We start from the raw sequence: 19,095 nt of genomic DNA, 5'->3' as shown, positions 1-19,095 counted from the left end.
CGAACGCGCACCAGGAATGCCCTGGCGCGGCAAGGCCCGCGCCGCCCCCACCCACCGTGAACTGGAAGTTGGAACCTGCCATGACATCATTCAATGAAGTCCGTCTGTCCATGCTCGACCTCGTGGCCGTGCGCGAAGGCGGCACCGTCGCCGAGGCCCTGGACATTGCGCTGGCCACGGCCCGCAAGGCCGAGGAACTGGGATTCGAGCGCTACTGGCTGGCCGAGCACCACAACATGCCCGGCATCGCCAGCTCGGCCACGGCCGTGCTGATCGGCCACATCGCAGGCGGCACCTCGAAGATCCGCGTGGGCTCGGGCGGCATCATGCTGCCCAACCATGCCCCGCTGGTGGTGGCCGAAGCCTTCGGCACGCTGGCCGAGCTGTACCCGGGCCGCATCGACCTGGGCCTGGGCCGTGCGCCCGGCACCGATGGCGCCACCATGCGCGCCCTGCGCCGCGACCGCGTCGAGACCGAGGAAGACTTCCCGCGCGACGTGATGGAGCTGCAGCGCCTGCTGGGCCCGGCCACGCCGGATCAAAAGCTGGTGGCCACGCCCGGCGCGGGCACCAACGTGCCGATCTGGCTGCTGGGCTCCAGCCTGTTCTCGGCCCAGCTCGCAGCCCATCTGGGCCTGCCCTACGCCTTTGCCTCGCACTTCGCGCCGCGCATGCTCTACCAGGCCGTACAGCTGTACCGCAGCCTGTTCAAGCCGTCGGCCCAACTGGCCAAGCCCTACGTGATCGTCGGCGCACCCGTGATCGCCGCGCCCACCGATGACGAGGCCGAGTACCTGGCCAGCAGCACCTACCAGCGCGTGCTGGGCATCATCACGGGCCGGCGCGGACTGCTGCCGCGCCCCATCGAGAACTATGCGGCCCAGCTCGGCGAGCAGGAGCGCCGCGCCATCGGCGACTTCCTGGCCGTGGCCTCCATCGGCGGCCCGGACAAGGTGCGCACGCGCCTGCAGAAGCTGCAGGCCGACACCGAGGCCGACGAGCTGATCCTGGTCAGCGACGTGTATGACCGCGACCTGCGCCTGCGCTCGCTGGAGATCACGGCCGGCGTCATGGGCCGCTGAAGGCATGAGCCGCTCCGCCCGGCTGCTGCAGCTGATCGACCTGCTGCGCCGCGCGCGCCTGCCCCAGGCCGGGCCGGTGCTGGCCCGGCAGCTGGACGTGAGCCTGCGCACCCTCTACCGCGACATCGCCACCCTGCGCGAACAGGGTGCCGCGATTGCGGGCGACCCGGGCGTGGGCTACGAGATGCGGCCCGGCTTTCTGCTGCCGCCGCTGATGTTCACGCCCGATGAGCTGGAAGCCCTGCTGCTGGGCGCGCGCTGGGCCAGCCGCCAGGCCGACCCCGAGCTCGCCCAGGCCGCCACCGCCGCGCTGGACCGCATACGCAGCGCGCTGCCGCTGGAGCTGCGCATCGAGGTGGACACCAGCGGCCTGCTGGTGCCGCCCATCTGCCACGAATCCGTGACCGAGCCTTGGCAGACCGCGCTGCGCCTGGCGATACGGCGCCAGCACCGGGTGCTGCTGCACTACACGGATGAGAAGGGCCAGCCGACCGAGCGCCAGATCTGGCCTTTTGCCATGGCTTTCTTCGATCAGCGGCGCATTCTTGCGGCCTGGTGCGAACTGCGCCAGGACTTCCGCCATTTCCGCGCCGACCGCGTGCGCTCCGTCACCGATCTGCAGGAACGCTATCCCGACCACCGCAGCGGCCTGATCGAACGCTGGTCGCGGCAACTGGGCTACACGGTCCGCTGACACCATTGCTGACAAAAACTGTCAGCATGGCCTCCTACAGTCGCTCCCATGGCCTTCTCGCCATGCATTCAAACCACTGGGAGCCTTCATGAACGACTCGATCAAGCCTCTGCGCTTTTACTTCCACCCCCGCTCGCGCGCCGTCATCGCGCGCTGGATGCTGGAGGAATGCGGCGCCCGCTATGAGCCCGTGCGGCTGGAATTCGGCAGCACCATGAAGGCTGCCGACTACCTGGCCATCAACCCCATGGGCAAGGTCCCCGCCCTGGTGCATGGCGAGACCGTGATCACCGAACAGGCCGCCATCCTTGCCTATCTGGCCGACATCTTCCCCGAACGAAGGCTCGCGCCGGCCGTGGACAGCCCGCTGCGCGGCGTCTACCACCGCTGGATGTTCTTCCTGGCCGGCCCCGTCGACGCCTTGATGACAGCCAAGAGCCAGGGCCACCTGGAGCAGCAGACGGCCGACCAGGCCATGTCCGCCGGCTATGGCCGCTATGACGACGTGGTGCAGACGCTGCGCCAGGCCGTGGCCGGCAGGCGCTACCTGTGCGGCGACCAGTTCACCGCGGCCGACGTGCTCATGGCCAGCTACCTGCGCTGGGGGACGATGATGAAGCTGCTGCCCGCGCTGCCCGAGTTCAGCGACTACGGCCAGCCGCTGATGGAACGCCCGGCCTCGCTGCGCTCCATCCAGCTCAACGAAGCGGACCTGGCCGCCCAGCCGGCATAGGAACCTCCGGGACCTGGGGACGAGGCCCGAGACGGCCTCGCCATCCAGCCGTCACCGGCAGCGGCTACCATCGGGGGTTGGATCGCCGCCTGGCGTTTCCTGAACGCCATCCTTCCCCAGCCCCTCCCGACTCCCGCCGCGCATGCCTGCCTTTTCCTTCGAAGCCCTGGATGCCCAAGGTCAGACCCGCAAGGGCACGATCGAAGCCGACAACGCGCGCGCTGCGCGCAGCCAGCTGCGCGCCCAGGCCCTGGTGCCCATGGCCGTGGAGATCGTGGCCTCGGGGTCGGCGTCCGGCCCGCAGGGTGGCGCCTCGCGCTGGCTGACCCGCCCCGTCCTTGGCTCCACAGGGCTCACCGTGTGGACGCGCCAGATGGCGGGGCTGGTCGGATCAGGCCTGCCCATAGAGCGCGCACTGGCCGCGCTGTCCGAAGAAGCCGACGACCCGCGCCAGCACCACCTGGTGGCCGCGCTGCGCGCCGAGGTCAACGCAGGCTCCACCTTTGCCCGCGCACTGGCCCAGCACCCGCGCGAATTCTCCGACATCTACTGCGCCGTGATCGGCGCCGGCGAGGCCAGCGGCAGCCTGGGCCCGGTGCTGGAGCGGCTGGCCGACGACCTGGAATCGCGCCAGGCCCTGCAGTCCAAGCTCATTGGCGCAGCCCTGTACCCGGCCATCGTGACCCTGGTGGCCATCGTCATCGTGTTGTTCCTGGTCAGCTACGTGGTGCCCCAGGTGGCCAGCGTGTTCGCGGGCACCAAGCGCGCCCTGCCCTGGCTCACCGTGGCCATGCTGGCGCTCAGCGACTTCGTGCGCAGCTATGGCTGGGCCGCGCTGGTCGCCCTGGTGCTGGGCGCCGTGGGATTCCGGCTGTCCATGAAGAACCCCGTGCTGCGCGAGCGCTTCGACGCCTGGTGGCTGCGCCTGCCGCTGATCGGCCGGCTGGCGCGCAACTACAACGCGGCACGCTTTGCCGGCACGCTGGCCATGCTGGCGGGCGCAGGCGTGCCCATTCTCAAGGCCTTGCAGGCCGCCGCCGAAACGCTGGGCAACCGCGCGCTGCGCGCCGATGCCATGGACGCGCTGGCCCTGGTGCGCGAGGGCGCGCCGCTGGCCTCGGCCCTGGCGCAGAAAAAGCGCTTCCCGGGCCTGATCTCCATGTTTGCCCGCCTGGGCGAGCAGACCGGCCAGCTGCCCGTGATGCTGCAGCGCGCGGCCAACCAGCTGTCCACCGAGGTGCAGCGCCGCGCCATGCACCTGGCCACCATCCTGGAGCCGCTGCTGATCGTGGCCATGGGCATGGTCGTGGCCCTGATCGTGCTGGCCGTGCTCATGCCCATCATCCAGCTCAACCAATTCGTCAAATAGCGACAAGCGCCAAGCCATGCCCGTGACCCTGCAAGACAAGCTGGTCGTTGCCATCTCATCGCGCGCACTGTTCGACTTCGAGGAAGAGAACCGGCTGTTCGATGCGGGCGACGAGCAGGCCTACATGCGCCGCCAGCTGGACCTGGTGCACCAGCCGGCACGCCCGGGCATCGCCTTCCCGCTGGTGCGCAAGCTGCTGGCCTTCAATACGCCCGAAGTGCAGCGCGTGGAGGTGATGATGCTCTCGCGCAACGACCCGGCCAGCGGCATGCGCGTGTTCGCCTCGGCCAAGGCTGCCGACATGCACATAGAGCGCGGCGTGTTCACGCGCGGGCGCGATCCGTTTTCCTACCTGCGGCCGCTGGGCGCCCACCTGTTCCTCTCGGCCAACGAGGTCGATGTGCGCAAGGCCCTGTCCATCGGCTTTCCTGCTGCGCGCGTGATGGTCGACTCCACGCCCGCAGGCGACCGCTACCCGCAGGAAGTGCGCATTGCCTTCGACGGCGATGCCGTGCTGTTCTCCGACGAGGCCGAGCGCATCTACCAGCAAGGCGGGCTGCCGGCCTTTCTGCGCCATGAGGTCTCCCATGCCGCCACGCCCCTGGGAGAAGGGCCGTTCAAACCCCTGCTGCAAGCCCTTCACCGGCTTCAGCAGCAGGCGGACTCGTCCCAGACCATGCGCATTCGCACGGCCCTGGTGACGGCGCGCAGTGCGCCGGCGCACGAGCGCGCCATCCGCACATTGCTCGATTGGGGAATCACCGTGGACGAGGCCATGTTCCTCGGCGGCCTGGAAAAAGGCCCCTTCCTGCGCGAGTTCGAGCCGGATTTCTTCTTCGACGACCAATCGGGCCATGTCAGCTCGGCGGCCCGCCATGTGCCCGCAGGCCATGTGAACAGCGGCATCTCCAATCCGGACGCCGATCCGCTGAAGTAAACAATTGCAAAGGGCGGGCCGGCCGTGCTTGCAAATGCCGGTTCCGTGCCCAAATAAAGCCAATGCATTTTCCCCTCATGAACCGCTCCGCCCTGCTGCGCCGGCCGCCTGTGCTGCAGGCCGCCGCTGCCGTCCTGCTGACCAGCGCCTTCATGCTGCCCGCCGCGCGCGCGCAGGCGGCCGAGACGGCCGACAAGGCGTCCACCGGACAGGCCTCGGCCAGCCCGGCGCCATTGACCAAGGGGGAAATCAAGGCCCAGCGCGAATTCAAGATGCTGGACTTCAACAAGGACGGCAAGCTCAGCCGCACCGAAGTGGCGCTGTTCCCGCGCCTGGCGGCGGCCTTCGACGAGGCCGACACTGACAAGGACGGCTACGTCTCCTATGCGGAGGTGCAGGCCTTTGCCGTCAAGTACCGCGCCGAGCGCGACAAGGCAAAGGCCAAGGCGCAGGCCGAAGAGGCAAAGGCCGCCGAGCATGCCGCAGCCGTGTCCGCTGCCAGGGACACGGAGGAAGGCGAAGGCTCAAAGGACTGAGCCTGCGCATTCAGCCACTGACACTCAGAGTCCGCCGGTACGCTTGACCTTGGGTTCCGAATAGGTCAACGGCTCCTCGCGCACCTGCAGCTTGTTGCGGGCCACGTCATCGGCCTTGCTGACCTCCTGGGCCTGCTCCACGGCCATGGCGCTGGCGCGCCACATGGACTGGATGAACTCGATGAGCTGCTTGGAAATCGGCTCCTTGGGCGGCTCCTCGACCTCTTCCTTCTGCTTGATCTCCTCGGCCAGCGTCCAGTCGCGGTTTTCCTGGTCCACCACGGACGGTTTTTCAGGATCGCGAATCACACGGCCTTCGCCGATGCGGTCCGTGGATTCGACAGGATTGGCAGCGTTCACGGGACGCACGGGCACCGCGCCCGACGCGCCGGTGGAGTACAGATCGGCGCTTTGCGGGCGCCACGGTATGGGCGATCGGTCAACAGGTGGAATTGGCATGGCTCGACCCTCTTGCTGGATGTGTGCTGTGGGCGGGAATTTCCCGCCGTCGCCTCATCATCGACAGAACCTGAAAGAACTGAAGCGCTTTTTTTGAAAGACGCCCAGGCCTGCCTCAAACCAAGGGTAAACCCCGAAACCACCCTGACCAGGCGCTAGAGGAAACGCTCCAGCATCTTGCGCGAGGCACGGTCCAGCGCCGTGCTGTCGGGCACGCTGAACTGCACGCCGTCCTGGCTGGTGATCATCAGGTGCGTGCGGCCCGACAGGCGGCGGATATCCTCCTCGGCCTTGAGCACGAGCTGCGCGGGACCGCGGTCGGTCTCCAGGTCCCAGGTGCTGGGCGTGGAATAGCTGGACACCTTGCGGATGCGCTGGATGACGGGCACGAACTCGCGCACGGCCAGATCCTGCTCGATCAGCGTGCGGGCCTGCGCGGGCAGGTGGTCCATGTGGTCCACCCAAAGCGCCTCCTTGCCATCGGCACAGACCAGGGACAGGCCTTGCAGCGGCGCGGCAATGGGAAAGGCGCGCACGGGCACCACGGATTCATGGCGCGTGCCGTCGGCCAGGATCAGCACCAGGCGGCCATGGGCGTTGCGCTCCACGCGTACGCGGCTCAGATCGGCGCCGGCGGCGCAATGTTGGGCAGTGGACATGGCTTATTCCTCGATGGTGGTTGCGACCAGGGTCAGGCCTGCGGCCTGGGCATCCTCTTCGGCGCGCCGCGCCTGGGCCTGGTACAGGCGCCAGTAGGCGCCCTGCTTTTCCATCAGTTCGTCGTGCGGACCCACTTCCACGATCTCGCCCCGGTCCATGACCACCAGGCGGTCTGCCTTGCGCAGCGTGGACAGGCGGTGGGCAATGGCAATCGTCGTGCGGCCCTGCACCAGGTTGTCCAGCGCCTTCTGGATTTCCTTCTCGGTCTCGGTGTCCACGGCCGAGGTGGCCTCGTCCAGGATCAGGATGCGCGGGTCGATCAGCAGCGCGCGCGCGATGGAGATGCGCTGGCGCTCGCCGCCCGACAGGCCCTGGCCGCGTTCGCCGACCAGGGAGTCATAGCCATGCGGCAGGCGCAGGATGAATTCATGGGCATGGGCCGCACGCGCGGCCGCCACGATTTCCTCGCGCGTGGCGTCGGGCTTGCCGTAGGCGATGTTCTCGGCAATGGTGCCGAAGAACAGGAAGGGCTCCTGCAGCACCAGGCCGATGTTGCTGCGGAAGTCCGACACCTTGAGCCGGCGGATATCCACGCCGTCGAGCTGGATGGAGCCTTCGCTCACGTCGTAGAAGCGGCTGATCAGGTTGACCAGGGTGCTCTTGCCCGAGCCGCTGTGGCCGACCAGGCCGATCATTTCACCCGGGCGAATCTGCAGATCCAGGTTCTTGATGACGGCGCGGCTGCCGTAGCGGAAGGTCAGGTTGTCCAGCGTGATGGCACCCTGCACGCGCGGCAGCTTGACCGGGTTGACCGGGTCGGGCACGTTGCTCACGTGGTCCAGGATGTCGAAGATGCGCTTGGCGCCGGCTGCCGCCTTCTGTGTGACCGAGACGATGCGGCTCATCGAATCCAGGCGGCTGTAGAAGCGGCCGATGTAGGCGATGAAGGCCGTCAGGATACCGACCGTGATCTGGCCGCCCGCCACCAGCCAGATGCCGAAGCCCCAGACCACCAGCAGGCCGATCTCGGTCAGCAGCGTCACCGTGGGCGTGAACAGCGACCAGGTCTTGTTGACCTTGTCGTTGGCCTGCAGGTTGACCAGATTGGCCTGGGCGAAGCGGTCGGCCTCGCGCTTTTCCTGGGCGAAGGCCTTGACCACGCGGATGCCGGGAATGGTGTCGGCCAGCACATTGGTCACCTCGGACCAGACGCGGTCGATCTTCTCGAAGCCCGTGCGCAGGCGGTCACGCACCAGGTGGATCATCCAGGCGATGAAGGGCAGCGGCACCAGGGTGACCAGGGCCAGCCATGGATTGATGGAGAACAGGATGACCGAGGTCATCACGATCATCAGCACATCGGTCGCAAAATCCAGCGCGTTCAAGGATAGAAACAAATTGATGCGATCTGTTTCCGCCCCGATGCGCGCCATCAGGTCGCCCGTGCGTTTGCTGCCGTAGTAGTCCAGCGACAGCGTCAGCAGGTGGTTGTAGGTGGTCGTGCGCAGGTCCGAGCCAATGCGCTCGGAGACCTTGGCCAGCACGAAGGTGCGCGCCCAGCCCAGGCCCCAGGCCACCAGGGCCGCAGCCAGCAGGCCGCTCAGGTAGAAGACCACCAGGCTGCTGTCGATCTGCTGCCCGTTCTGGAACGGGATCAGGATCTTGTCCACGATGGGAATCGTCAGGTAGGGCGCCACCAGGGTGGCGCCCGTGGAGGCCAGGGTCAGCAAAAAGCCCAGCAGCAGCTGGTGCCGGTAGGGATGGGCAAAGCGCCACAGGCGCAGCAGCACCCAGGTGGAGGTCTGCGGACCCTGCTGGCGCGCGCAGGCCGGGCATTCGTCGGCCTCGGGCGGCAGCTCGGTCTGGCAGGCCGGGCAGCGGGGCACATCGTCCTCGGGCCCGTCGAAGTCCTCGCCGCGCGCCATGCGCTCACGCTGGTGATCGAACTGTTGCAGCAGGCGCAATACGCCCGCCTGGTGGCGCAAGGTGAAGCGCCACAGCGCCAGCCGAGCCGCAGGACCATGCAATTCGAGGTTGCCCACGCCGCCGTGGTCCAGCGTACGCAAATTCTGATCGACAGAGAGTATCCACTCACTCCATCGCTGATCCTCAGGATCACAGGCGATGAGGCGCTGGTTGGTCAGGACAACCCAGCCTTCGCCGAAGCGCATATCCAGGGTCAGGTCAACCGTGGCGAGGGCCAGCACGTTTTCATTGGAAGCGAGCCTGGCTCGCAGCTCAGCCCCGCGGGGGCTGGCAAGGAAGGCCGAAACGTCCACAGAATGGTGTTCTTGCATGTTGAGTTGTTTTTCCCGCCCCTGGCGGCTCCTGGTGTCATGCGGGCAACCGCAGCTCCCCGGTGGATATCCCGCGCGTTGCACGGCATACCCTGCTCAACGCGCCAACCCTGGTTTAGGCTGACAACACTGCGCATGGGTTTTCTGGGCGCACAATCCTCTCCCATTCTCCGGCGATCCGAATCCGGGTCGTCGTTCACGCTTACCCGTTGACCGACATGGCGAAATTCAAAGACATCCAACTCTTGCGCACCACCTACCTGCGTGGACCCAGCGTCTGGACCTACCGTCCCGTGCTGGAGGTCTGGCTGGATCTGGGCGAGCTGGAGGACTATCCCTCGAACAAGCTTCCCGGTTTCAACGAGCGCCTGACGGCCTGGCTGCCCGACCTGGTCGAGCACCACTGCGGCGTGGGCGAGCGCGGCGGCTTCATCCAGCGCCTGGAAGGCGGCACCTGGTGCGGCCACGTGCTGGAGCACATCATCATCGAGCTGCTGAACCTGGCGGGCATGCCTGCCGAGTTCGGCCAGACCCGCGAGATCTCGCAGCGCGGCGTGTACCGCATGGTCTTCCGCTGCCCCGAGGAAACCGTGGCGCGCACGGCCCTGGCCCATGGCCACAGGCTGATCATGGCCGCCATCAATGACGAGCCCTTCGACCTGAAGGCCGCCATCAAGGCCATCAAGACCGAGATCAACGACCGCTACCTGGGCCCGAGCACGGGCTGCATCGTCGATGCGGCCGGCGAGCGCCGCATCCCCCACATCCGCCTCAATGACGGCAACCTCGTGCAACTGGGCTATGGCGCCGCGCAGCGCCGCATCTGGACCGCCGAGAGCGACCAGACCAGCGCCATCGCCGAGGGCATTGCCCAGGACAAGGACTTCACCAAGCGCCTGCTGGCCGCCTGCGGCGTGCCCGTGCCCGAAGGCCAGATCGTCCACAGCCCCGAGGAAGCCTGGGAAGTGGCGCAGGACATCGGCTTTCCCGTCACCGTCAAGCCCTCGGACGGCAACCACGCACGCGGCGTGACGCTGGACCTGCGCGACGAGGCCGACATCAAGGCCGCCTTCGCGCTGGCCCAGCCCGAAGGCTCGGACGTCATCGTCGAACGCTTCATCGACGGCACCGAGCACCGCATCCTGGTCGTGGGCGGCAAGGTGGTTGCCGCCTGCCGTGGCGAGACCGTGAGCGTGGCCGGCAATGGCAAGTCCACGGTTCGCGAACTGGTCGCCGTGGTCAACCAGGACCCGCGCCGCGGCCCCGAGCAGGAATACCCGCTGGACTGGATCAACCTCGAAGCCCCGGCCGTGAAGCTGGAACTCAAGCGCCAGAACGTCACGCCCGACACCATTCCTGCCCAGGGCACCAGCGTGCTGCTGCAGCGCAACGGCAACATGGCCATCGACTGCACCGACGAAGTCCATCCCGAAGTGGCCTACATGGCCACGCTGGCCGCCAAGATCGTGGGCCTGGACATCGCGGGCATGGACATGATCCTGCAGGACGTCTCGCGCCCCATGAAGGAGCAGGGCGGCGCCATCCTCGAAGTCAACGCCGGCCCCGGCCTGCTGATGCATCTGAAGCCCACCAGCGGCGCGCCGCGCCCCGTGGGCATGGCCATCGCCGACCACCTGTTCCCGCGCACCGAAGAGGGCACGGGCGCCGGCCGCATCCCCCTGGTCGGCATTGCCGGCACGCGCAACAACGGTTTCACGGCCCGCCTGGTGGGCTGGCTGCTGCAGTTGTCGGGCAAGCTCACGGGCGTGGCCAGCAGCGAAGGCATGTTCCTGTCCAACCGCCAGACCCAGAAGACCAATACCGCCAACTGGGCCGGCGCCCACCGGCTGCTGACCAACCGCCTGGCCCAGGCCGCCGTCATCCAGACCACGGCCCGCTCCATCCTGGAGGAAGGCCTGGCCTACGACCGCTGCCTGGTCGGCGTGGTCACCGACATGGACGGCTTCGAGCAGTTGCCCGACCATGACGTGCACGAGCAGTCACAGATGACGCGCGTGATGCGCACCCAGATCGACGTGGTGCTGGACGAAGGCGCGGGCGTGCTCAATGCCGACATCGAACAGGTGGCCGACCTGGCCCGCCTGTGCGACGGCGAGGTGCTGTTCTATTCCATGCAGGCAGACAGCCCCGTGGTAGCGGCCCACCGTTGCGAGAGCGAAGGCCGTGCCGTCTTCGTGCGCGGCAACCAGGTGATCCTGGCCACGGGCGCCGCCGAGCGCGTGCTGGGCACGCTGGACGCGCTGAGCCTGCCCGGCGGCCTGCGCCCGGACACGCCGGCCCTGCTCGCTGCCATTGCCGCGGCGTGGTCCATGGACATTGCCCCCGACCTCATCGTCGCCGGCATCAAGACCTTCGACTACACGCCGGCCGCCGCTGCGGTTTCCACCGCCGCCGCCTGAGCCCGACCACACGATGACATGCAGGCAGGCCCGGCGACGCGGGCCTGCCCTCCGAAAGAAGACACTATGCAGATCACCCGCATCCGAGCCCTGCGCGGCCCCAATCTCTGGACCCGCAGCACCGCCATCGAAGCCATCGTGCAATGCGAGCCCGGCGACTGTGACTACTCGGCCCTGGCAGGGTTCGAGGACCGGCTGCGCGCACGCTTTCCCAAGATCGGCACGCTGCAGCCGCACGGTGCCGACCAGCGCCTGTCGCTGGCCCATGTGCTGGAAGTGGCGGCCCTGTCGCTGCAGGCCCAGGCCGGCTGCCCCGTGACCTTCAGCCGCACGCACGAGACCGTGGAAGCCGGCACCTACCAGGTGGTGGTGGAGTACACCGAGGAATCCGTGGGTCGCCTGGCCATGGAACAGGCCGGTGCGCTGCTGCAGTCGGCACTGGCCGATACGCCCTTCGACGCCGACAAGGTGGTGGCCGAGCTGCGTGAACTCGACGAGGACGAGCGCATCGGCCCCTCCACAGGCTCCATCGTCGATGCGGCCGTGGCGCGCGGCATTCCCATCCGCCGCCTGACCTCGGGCTCGCTGGTGCAACTGGGCTGGGGCTCCAAGGCCCGCCGCATCCAGGCCGCCGAGCTGGACCAGACCAGCGCCGTGGCCGAGTCCATCGCCCAGGACAAGGACCTGACCAAGCGCCTGCTGCACGCTGCCGGCGTGCCCGTGCCGCTGGGCCGCCCCGTCAAGGACGTGGAAGAAGCCTGGCTCGTGGCCCAGGAAGTGGGCCTGCCCGTGGTGGTCAAGCCCCAGGACGGCAACCAGGGCAAGGGCGTGGTGGTCAACATCACCACGCACGAGCAGCTCAAGGCCGCCTTCGCCACCGCCTCGGAATTCGGCGACGACATCATGGTCGAACGCTTCCTGCCGGGCCACGACTTCCGCCTGCTGGTGGTCGGCGGCCAGCTGGTGGCCGCTGCGCGCCGCGAGCCGCCCCAGGTGCTGGGCGACGGCCAGCACACCATCCGCGAACTGGTCGAGCTGGTCAACCAGGACCCGCGCCGCGGCTCGGGCCACGGCACGGCGCTGACCAAGATCCGCCTGGACGACATCGCCATCGCGCGCATCGCCACCGAAGGGCTCACGCCCGAATCCGTGCCGGCCCAGGGCCAGCGCGTGGTGCTGCGCAACAACGCCAACCTGTCCACGGGCGGCAGCGCCACCGATGTGACGGACGACGTGCACCCCGACATCGCCGCGCGTGCCGTGGAGGCCGCCCAGACCATCGGCCTGCACATCTGCGGCGTGGACGTGGTCTGCGAGACCATGCTGCGCCCGCTGGAAGAGCAAAACGGCGGCATCGTCGAAGTCAACGCCGCACCGGGCCTGCGCATGCACCTGGCGCCGTCCTTCGGCAAGCCCCGCAACGTGGGCGTGCCCATGGTCGATGAGCTGTTCGCGCCGGGCCAGGACGGCCGCATCCCGCTGGTGGCCGTCACCGGCACCAATGGCAAGACCACGACCACGCGCCTGATCGCCCACCTGTTCACCTCGCATGGCTGGCGCACGGCCATGACGAACACGGACGGCGTCTACGTCAACGGCCGCCAGATCGACAGCGGCGACTGCTCGGGCCCGCGCAGCGCGCGCAACGCCCTGGCCCACCCCGAGACCGATGCGGCCGTGCTCGAATGCGCACGCGGCGGCATCCTGCGCGAAGGCCTGGGCTTCGACCGCTGCCAGGTGGCCGTGGTCACCAACGTGGGCGCGGGCGACCATCTGGGCCTGAACTACATCACCACGGTGGAAGACGTGGCCGTACTCAAGCGCGTCATCGTGCAGAACGTGGCCACCGACGGCTATGCCGTGCTCAACGCGGCCGATCCGCTGGTCGCCGCCATGGCCTCCACCTCGCCGGGCAAGGTCATCTATTTCGCGGCCGACCGCCACCACCCCGTGATGGCCACGCACCGTGCCCAGGGCAACCGCGTGGTCTACGTGGACGGCGACAGCATCGTCGCGGCCGAAAGCTCGTGGCGCGAGACCATCGCGCTGCGCGAGATCCCCATCACGCGCAACGGCACCATCAGCTTCCAGGTGGAGAACGTCATGGCCTCCATCGCCGCCGCCTGGGGCGTGGGCATGCCCTGGCAGACCATCCGCCGTGGCCTGGCCGGCTTCGTCAACGACAGCGACAACGCGCCGGGCCGCTTCAACGTCATGGACTACCGTGGCGCCACGCTGATAGCCGACTACGGCCACAACCCCGACGCCATCCGCGCCCTGGTCCAGGCCGTGGACGCCATGCCGGCCCAGCGCCGCAGCGTGGTGATCAGCGGCGCGGGCGACCGCCGCGACCAGGACATCACCGAGCAGACCCAGATCCTGGGCAAGGCCTTCGACGACGTCATCCTCTACCAGGATGCCTGCCAGCGCGGCCGCGCCGACGGTGAAGTCCTGGCCCTGCTGCAGCAAGGCCTGCAAGGCGCACCGCGCACCGACTACGTGACCCAGATCCAGGGTGAGTTCAACGCCATCGACCATGCGCTGGCGCGGCTGACGCCCGGCGACCTGTGCCTGGTGCTGGTGGACCAGGTTGAGGAAGCCCTGGAGCATCTTCGCCGCCATGTGGCGGGTGAGGCCTGACATGAACGGCCGGGCCTTGCTCACGGCCGCTCTGGCCACGCTGCTGCTGGGCGCCTGCGGTGCGCGCGCCGAGCAGGTGGGTGCGGTGGATACGGTGTTCAAATTCATAGGCCCGGACCACAAGATCGTGGTCGATGCCTATGACGATCCCAAGGTGGCGGGCGTGACCTGCTACGTCTCGCGCGCCAAGACCGGCGGCATCAAGGGCGGCCTGGGCCTGGCCGAGGACCGCGCCGAAGCCTCGATCAGCTGCGTGCAGACCGGACCCATCCAGATCCCTGCGCCGCTCAAGCAGCAGGACGAGGTGTTCACCGAACGCATCTCGCTGCTGTTCAAGCGCCTGCGCGTGGTGCGCATGGTCGATGCGCAGCGCAACACCCTGGTCTACATGACCTACTCGGACCGCGTGATCGAAGGCTCGCCGCAAAACAGCGTCACCGCCGTGCCCGTGCCGCGCAGCACGCCGATTCCGATGGGCAAATAACCCGCCTCAGTCCTGGGGGTGTTGGCGGCAGGCCTGCACAAAGGCCGCCAGCGCCGGCGAGCGGCGCTTGCCCGCCCGCTGCACCAGCGAGAAATCCCGCCACATGCGCGGCAGCGTGGTCGGCAGCACGGCCAGCTCTCCCGAGGCGACCAGGGCCTGCACCAGCACGCGCGACAGGCAGCTGACGCCCAGGCCCTGGGCCACGCAGCGCGCTATGGCCTCGGAGCTGCCCAGCGTGGCGGCGGCCGGCAGCTGGTGCAGATGCGGCAGCAAGGCATGCTCCACCATCTCGCGCGTGCCCGAGCCCGGCTCGCGCAGCAGCCAGCGCGCACCGCGCAAGGCGGCCACGCCCAGCGGGCGCTGGCCCGCGGCCTGCACCAGCGGGTCCTGTGCTGCAGCCACGATGACGAGTTCGTCACGCATCCAGGGCTCGACCTCCAGCCCCGGCCAGTGGCTGGTGCCCTCGATCAGGCCCAGGTCCACGTCCAGCGATTCCACGGCCTGGCCCACCTCGCGCGTGTTGGCGATCTGCAGGTCCACGCTCAGGTGCGGATGGCTGCGCGCCAGGTGCGCGAGCACGGCCGGCAGCGCATAGGTGCCTATGGTGGTGCTGGCTGCCACGCGCAGACGCACGGGCAGGCTGGCGGCCCGCACCGAAAACGCCTGCTCTATGCCCCTGGCCTGCTCCAGCAGCGCCAGTGCCTCGGGCAGCAGGGCGCGGCCCGCGTCGTTGAGCGCCAGCCTCCGGCCCACGCGCTCGAACAGCTGGGCGCCCATGGCCTGCTCCAGCTGCTGCAGCGCGGCGCTGGTGGCCGACTGCGACAGGGCCACGGCGTCGGCCGCTGCCACGGTGGAGCCCGCCTGGGCGACGGCGCAGAAGATTTCAAGTTGGCGCAGGGTGAGGTGCAGCATGGCGTGCAGTCTGGACGAGGCATCAACCTGTTTCCCCGGTTGGTGCTACAAAAACTATTCGTTATACGAATATAGCCAAGAAATCTAAAGTGCCTCCCATGCACCGCGCTCCTGACGCGGCGCGCTGGCACCATGAACACCACATCCCTCCCACGCTCCTCCCATCCGTCCGGCTGGCTGCGCCAGTTGACCGAGCTTGCGCCCGGCCTGCTGCTGGCGGGCGCCATTGCCGCAGCCGCCACCTGGGGCGCACGCCAGCCCCTGCTGGCCGGCTCGGGCCTGAGTGCACTGACGCTGGCCATCTGCATCGGCCTGGTCATCGGCAACACCGTCTATCCGCGCCTGGCGCCCAGCTGCCATGCCGGCGTGGGCCTGGCCAAGCAGCGCCTGCTGCGCGCGGGCATCGTGCTCTACGGCCTGCGGCTGACCTTCCAGGACATAGGTCATGTGGGCATGGCCGGCGTGGTGGTCGATGCCCTGGTGCTGGGCAGCACCTTCTTGCTGGCGCAGTGGCTGGGCCGCCGCGTCTTCGGGCTGGATGCGCGCACCACGGTGCTGATCGGCGCGGGCAGCTCCATCTGCGGCGCCGCTGCCGTGCTGGCCACCGAACCCGTGATCAAGGGCCGCGCCGAAGACGTGGCCGTGGCCGTGGCCACCGTGGTGGTCTTCGGCACCGTGGGCACCTTCCTCTACCCCGCGCTGTTCCACTGGAACGCCGCCCACGGCTGGCTGGACATGTCGCCTGCGCAGTACGGCCTGTACGTGGGCTCCACCGTGCACGAGGTGGCCCAGGTCGTGGCCGCCGGCGAAGCCATTGCCCCCGAAGCCGCCGACGTGGCGGTGATCTCCAAGATGGTGCGCGTGATGATGCTGGCCCCCTTCCTGCTGCTGCTGTCCATGGCCGTGGCGCGCGGCAACCGCAGCAGCCAGGTGAGCGACGGCCAGCCGCGCCGCATCACCATTCCGTGGTTTGCGCTGGGCTTCGTCGCCATGGCCGGCGTGAACTCCCTGGGCGTGCTGCCCGCTGCCGTGGTGCAGGTGGGCGTGCAGCTGGACAACGCCCTGCTGGCCGTGGCCATGGCGGCCCTGGGCCTGACCACCCATGTCCGCGCCGTGCGTGCCGCAGGCACGAAGCCCCTGCTGCTGGCCGCCTTGCTGTTCGCATGGCTTCTGGTGGCGGGCCTGCTCTTCAACCGCTGGGTGCCCGGCCTGCTCTGAAGCCGTCCGCATCCATCGACCGGCCCTGCAAAGCATCGTCTTGCAGGGCCTTTTTCATGGACTACCCGCCCCTGGACAAGGGAATACCCTTGAATCAAATGCAGACACAATTAATTTGCAATGCAAATTAATTGCATTGCAAAGATAATCGAGGCATGTCCTTTGCCTCTGCCCCTCCCCGCGCCCGCCTCGGCTTTCTCATGGTCACCCTGGTACGCCAGTGGCGCCGCCAGGTCGAGGAGCAACTGCTGGCCGACGGCCTGACCGATGCCACCTGGGCACCGCTGATCCACCTGCGCGCCTGGGGCGACGGTGTCACGCAAAAGGAACTGGCCGAGCGCGTGGGACTGGACGGCTCCAGCCTGGTGCGCCTGCTCGACATTCTGGAAGGCCACGGCTGGGTGGAACGCCGCGCCGACCCCGGCGACCGGCGCAGCAAGCGCATCTTCCTGACCGATGAAGGCAACGGCGCCGTGGACCGCGTGCGCGCCACCATGCTGCAGGCCGAGCTGGCCATGCTGCAGGACCTGGACGATGCCGAGGTCGAGGCCATGCTGGCCGGCATGGCCAAGATCCAGGCGCGCATGGCCGCGCTGCGCACTGAAGGCGCGCCATGAACGCCCTCCACGATGCCTATGGCCGCCTGCTGCAGGCCTCGGTCCGCTGGGGCTTCGACCCCGTGCGCCTGCGCCAGCATCTGCGCACGGCCTTTGCCGCCTGCCTGGCGCTGCTGGCTGCCTGGCAGCTGGGGCTGGAGCATCCGCAGTGGGCTGCCATGGCCACCTGGGCCGCATCCCAGCCGCTGCGCGGGCAACTGCTCGAAAAAAGCTTTTTCCGGGTCGCAGGCACCGTGGCCGGCACGGCCGTGGGCGTGGGCCTGGTGCTGCTGGCCCAGGGAAACCTGCTGTGGCTGGTGCTGGGCCTGGCCGTGTGGCTGGGCCTGTGCGCGGGCGTGGGCAATCTGCAGCGCAGCTTCGTGGCCTACGGCACCATGCTGTCCGGCTATTCGGCGGCCATGGTCGCGCTGCTGGACTTTGCCCACCCCGACCAGGTCTTCGCCCTGGGCTGGGACCGGCTGTTCACGGCGCTGACCGGCGTGTTCGCAGCCCTGCTCGTGGGCTGGCTGTTCACGCCCAAGGCCAGCGGCATTCCCGGCAATGCCGAGGTACGCCAGCTGTTTGCCCGGCTGCTGCGCGATCTGGCCGACAGCCTGCAGGCGCGCGGCCGTTCGTCACTGGGCTCGCAGGAGATCGCCGCCCGCCTGCTGGCCATGGCGGTGATCGAGGAGGGGCTGGACCCGCACGCCGCAGGATCGCAGCGCTCGCGCGAGGCCGTGCACGCGCTGCGCCGGCTCATGAATGCCCAGATCTCGGCCCTGCTGTGGCTGCGTGACGCGCCGTCGCAGGAGCCGCCTGCGGCCTTTGGCGACGCGCAGGCCCTGGCTGCCGCGCAGGCGCTGCGCGAAGCCGCCGTGGCACTGGAGACGCGCGTGCAGTTGCACGAGGCCGCGGCGGCCCTGATACGCGCACGCGAGTCCGCCGCAACCTGGCCCGGCGCGGCCGACATGCTGGCCCCGATGGGCTTTGCGCTGCAGGCCCACCTGGCCGCCACCCATGACGTGGCCCTGCCGCCCGGCCACCGCGCGCGCCAATGGCCCGTGGTGCTGCACAGCGATTGGCTGGGCGCGCGCCGCGCCATGCTGCGTGCCAGCGCGGCCATCGCCATCGTGGGCCTGCTGTGGGTGGTGACGGGCTGGAGCGGCGGCGCCTACATGCTGCTGGGCATGTCCATCATGCTGACCGTGTTCTCGGGCTTCGAGAACCCGTCGGCCACCATGCGCCATGTGACCCTGGGCCAGGCCATGGGCGTGCTGGTGGCCCTGGCCTGCCAGTGGCTGGTCTGGCCGTTCGCCAGCAGCCAGGCGGGCCTGGTGTGGCTGATGCTGCCCTTCGTCTACGTGGGCGCACTGCTGTTCTCGCACCAGCGCACCGCGCTCTCGGGCTATGACTGCAACATGGTGCTGCTGCTCCTGCTGCAGCCCCACTACCCGCAGACGGCCAGCTTCGGCCATGCGCTGGCCCTGGGGCTGGCCGTGGTATCCGGGCCGCTGGCCGGCTGGGCTGCCTACCGATTCATCCTGCCGGTCACCCTGCAGGGACGGCTGCAGGGCCTGCGCTCCATGATGGTCCACGAGCTGCAGGACATGGCCGCCACGCCGGGCCATGCGCGCGATGGCCGCATCTGGCGCGCCCGCCTGTACCACCGGCTGCTGCGCCTGGTGCGCATGTCGGAGCAGGCTGGAGGGCAGCTGGGCGCGCAGGCGGCCGAGTGCGGCCTGGCCGCGCTGCATGTGGGCCGCGCCATCCAGGCGCTGCACCAGCTGTCCGAGGAAGCCGCGCTGGGCGACGGCACGGCCCGCGCCGTGCGCGCCGCGCTGCTGCGCCTGCAGCGGCTGCAGCAGTCCCCCGGCCAGTGCCCGCCGCTTTTGCGCGCGCTGGCGCAGCGCGTGGCCGAACGCCACCCCGACCAGGCCCGCCAGCTGCGCCATGCCGCGCATGAGATCGCGCAGCACGAAGCCTTCTTCCGCAATGCCGGCTGAAGCACGGACCCATGCCAGAATGAACGGCTAAGGCCGGCCCAGGCCGGCAGCGCCC

16 protein-coding genes are annotated in these 19,095 nt (G+C 68.8%); 12 read left to right on the top strand and 4 right to left on the bottom strand.

Going from position 1 to position 19,095, the window contains the following annotated elements; all coding sequences use genetic code 11:
- Positions 1–80: 80 nt before the first annotated feature.
- From AAN986_RS04610 to AAN986_RS04585, 6 genes are all read left to right on the top strand, one after another.
- On the top strand, positions 81–1,082 hold the full coding sequence (locus tag AAN986_RS04610) for an LLM class flavin-dependent oxidoreductase (protein ID WP_047218874.1): 1,002 nt from the start codon (positions 81–83) through the stop codon (positions 1,080–1,082).
- A 4-nt stretch (positions 1,083–1,086) separates the two neighbouring features.
- Complete coding sequence (locus tag AAN986_RS04605) at positions 1,087–1,776, top strand: YafY family protein (protein WP_013800648.1); 690 nt, start codon at positions 1,087–1,089, stop codon at positions 1,774–1,776.
- 88 nt (positions 1,777–1,864) lie between these two features.
- A complete protein-coding gene (locus AAN986_RS04600) occupies positions 1,865–2,509 on the top strand; it encodes a glutathione S-transferase family protein (RefSeq protein ID WP_016448741.1) in 645 nt (214 codons plus the stop codon).
- Between the two features lie 142 nt (positions 2,510–2,651).
- On the top strand, positions 2,652–3,878 hold the full coding sequence (gspF, locus tag AAN986_RS04595) for a type II secretion system inner membrane protein GspF (protein WP_013800646.1): 1,227 nt from the start codon (positions 2,652–2,654) through the stop codon (positions 3,876–3,878).
- A 16-nt stretch (positions 3,879–3,894) separates the two neighbouring features.
- The gene (locus AAN986_RS04590) at positions 3,895–4,815 is read left to right on the top strand and encodes a 5'-nucleotidase (RefSeq protein WP_016450866.1); all 921 of its coding nucleotides are present in this window, start codon (positions 3,895–3,897) and stop codon (positions 4,813–4,815) included.
- 62 nt (positions 4,816–4,877) lie between these two features.
- Entirely contained in the window at positions 4,878–5,351 is a 474-nt protein-coding gene (locus tag AAN986_RS04585) for an EF-hand domain-containing protein (protein WP_133072741.1), read from the top strand.
- A gap of 24 nt (positions 5,352–5,375) precedes the next feature.
- Here the strand turns inward: AAN986_RS04585 and AAN986_RS04580 are convergent, their stop codons facing one another.
- The 3 genes from AAN986_RS04580 to AAN986_RS04570 all read right to left on the bottom strand — a co-directional run bounded on the left by AAN986_RS04580 (position 5,376) and on the right by AAN986_RS04570 (position 8,767).
- The gene (locus tag AAN986_RS04580; protein WP_016450864.1) at positions 5,376–5,810 is read right to left on the bottom strand and encodes a hypothetical protein; all 435 of its coding nucleotides are present in this window, start codon (positions 5,808–5,810) and stop codon (positions 5,376–5,378) included.
- Between the two features lie 155 nt (positions 5,811–5,965).
- Complete coding sequence (locus AAN986_RS04575; RefSeq protein ID WP_016448746.1) at positions 5,966–6,469, bottom strand: DUF1854 domain-containing protein; 504 nt, start codon at positions 6,467–6,469, stop codon at positions 5,966–5,968.
- 3 nt (positions 6,470–6,472) lie between these two features.
- Positions 6,473–8,767: an ABC transporter ATP-binding protein gene (locus tag AAN986_RS04570; protein ID WP_016448747.1), complete on the bottom strand. Its 2,295-nt coding sequence runs from the start codon at positions 8,765–8,767 to the stop codon at positions 6,473–6,475.
- 218 nt (positions 8,768–8,985) lie between these two features.
- On the opposite strand from AAN986_RS04570, the gene cphA (AAN986_RS04565) reads away from it, so the two are divergent.
- The 3 genes from cphA (AAN986_RS04565) (at position 8,986) to AAN986_RS04555 (ending at position 14,311) form a co-directional block, all read left to right on the top strand.
- Entirely contained in the window at positions 8,986–11,187 is a 2,202-nt protein-coding gene (cphA, locus tag AAN986_RS04565; RefSeq protein ID WP_016450863.1) for a cyanophycin synthetase, read from the top strand.
- Positions 11,188–11,253: 66 nt separating this feature from the next.
- Positions 11,254–13,827 carry a cyanophycin synthetase gene (cphA, locus tag AAN986_RS04560; RefSeq protein WP_349335582.1) on the top strand — a complete coding sequence of 858 codons (2,574 nt, stop codon included), beginning with the start codon at positions 11,254–11,256 and terminating at the stop codon, positions 13,825–13,827.
- 1 nt (position 13,828) lies between these two features.
- Positions 13,829–14,311 (top strand): CreA family protein, encoded by a 483-nt coding sequence (locus tag AAN986_RS04555; RefSeq protein ID WP_180318779.1) that lies wholly within the window; start codon positions 13,829–13,831, stop codon positions 14,309–14,311.
- A 6-nt stretch (positions 14,312–14,317) separates the two neighbouring features.
- Here AAN986_RS04555 and AAN986_RS04550 read toward each other — a convergent pair whose 3' ends face one another.
- The gene (locus AAN986_RS04550; protein WP_047218879.1) at positions 14,318–15,223 is read right to left on the bottom strand and encodes a LysR family transcriptional regulator; all 906 of its coding nucleotides are present in this window, start codon (positions 15,221–15,223) and stop codon (positions 14,318–14,320) included.
- 132 nt (positions 15,224–15,355) lie between these two features.
- On the opposite strand from AAN986_RS04550, the gene AAN986_RS04545 reads away from it, so the two are divergent.
- The 3 genes from AAN986_RS04545 to AAN986_RS04535 all read left to right on the top strand — a co-directional run bounded on the left by AAN986_RS04545 (position 15,356) and on the right by AAN986_RS04535 (position 19,040).
- Positions 15,356–16,441, top strand: a complete 1,086-nt coding sequence (locus tag AAN986_RS04545) for a YeiH family protein (RefSeq protein WP_013800637.1) — start codon at positions 15,356–15,358, stop codon at positions 16,439–16,441.
- A 155-nt stretch (positions 16,442–16,596) separates the two neighbouring features.
- Positions 16,597–17,058 carry a MarR family transcriptional regulator gene (locus tag AAN986_RS04540; protein ID WP_012207511.1) on the top strand — a complete coding sequence of 154 codons (462 nt, stop codon included), beginning with the start codon at positions 16,597–16,599 and terminating at the stop codon, positions 17,056–17,058.
- Positions 17,055–19,040, top strand: coding sequence for an FUSC family protein (locus tag AAN986_RS04535; RefSeq protein WP_047218880.1), 1,986 nt, complete (start codon positions 17,055–17,057; stop codon positions 19,038–19,040). The genes AAN986_RS04540 and AAN986_RS04535 overlap by 4 nt, the downstream gene beginning before the upstream one ends.
- Positions 19,041–19,095 lie beyond the last annotated feature (55 nt).

The sequence above is a fragment of the Delftia sp. DS1230 genome (assembly GCF_040112715.1).
Classification (GTDB): domain Bacteria; phylum Pseudomonadota; class Gammaproteobacteria; order Burkholderiales; family Burkholderiaceae_C; genus Comamonas; species Comamonas tsuruhatensis.
This window is presented reverse-complemented; position numbering and strand designations above follow the sequence as displayed.

Bases quoted from the DNA above. Each gene is read 5' to 3' on its own strand.
- AAN986_RS04610 (WP_047218874.1), top strand. From the start codon at position 81: ATGACATCATTCAATGAAGTCCGTCTGTCCATGCTCGACCTCGTGGCC.
- AAN986_RS04605 (WP_013800648.1), top strand. From the start codon at position 1,087: ATGAGCCGCTCCGCCCGGCTGCTGCAGCTGATCGACCTGCTGCGCCGC.
- AAN986_RS04600 (WP_016448741.1), top strand. From the start codon at position 1,865: ATGAACGACTCGATCAAGCCTCTGCGCTTTTACTTCCACCCCCGCTCG.
- gspF (WP_013800646.1), top strand. From the start codon at position 2,652: ATGCCTGCCTTTTCCTTCGAAGCCCTGGATGCCCAAGGTCAGACCCGC.
- AAN986_RS04590 (WP_016450866.1), top strand. From the start codon at position 3,895: ATGCCCGTGACCCTGCAAGACAAGCTGGTCGTTGCCATCTCATCGCGC.
- AAN986_RS04585 (WP_133072741.1), top strand. From the start codon at position 4,878: ATGCATTTTCCCCTCATGAACCGCTCCGCCCTGCTGCGCCGGCCGCCT.
- AAN986_RS04580 (WP_016450864.1), bottom strand. From the start codon at position 5,810: ATGCCAATTCCACCTGTTGACCGATCGCCCATACCGTGGCGCCCGCAA.
- AAN986_RS04575 (WP_016448746.1), bottom strand. From the start codon at position 6,469: ATGTCCACTGCCCAACATTGCGCCGCCGGCGCCGATCTGAGCCGCGTA.
- AAN986_RS04570 (WP_016448747.1), bottom strand. From the start codon at position 8,767: ATGCAAGAACACCATTCTGTGGACGTTTCGGCCTTCCTTGCCAGCCCC.
- cphA (WP_016450863.1), top strand. From the start codon at position 8,986: ATGGCGAAATTCAAAGACATCCAACTCTTGCGCACCACCTACCTGCGT.
- cphA (WP_349335582.1), top strand. From the start codon at position 11,254: ATGCAGATCACCCGCATCCGAGCCCTGCGCGGCCCCAATCTCTGGACC.
- AAN986_RS04555 (WP_180318779.1), top strand. From the start codon at position 13,829: ATGAACGGCCGGGCCTTGCTCACGGCCGCTCTGGCCACGCTGCTGCTG.
- AAN986_RS04550 (WP_047218879.1), bottom strand. From the start codon at position 15,223: ATGCTGCACCTCACCCTGCGCCAACTTGAAATCTTCTGCGCCGTCGCC.
- AAN986_RS04545 (WP_013800637.1), top strand. From the start codon at position 15,356: ATGAACACCACATCCCTCCCACGCTCCTCCCATCCGTCCGGCTGGCTG.
- AAN986_RS04540 (WP_012207511.1), top strand. From the start codon at position 16,597: ATGTCCTTTGCCTCTGCCCCTCCCCGCGCCCGCCTCGGCTTTCTCATG.
- AAN986_RS04535 (WP_047218880.1), top strand. From the start codon at position 17,055: ATGAACGCCCTCCACGATGCCTATGGCCGCCTGCTGCAGGCCTCGGTC.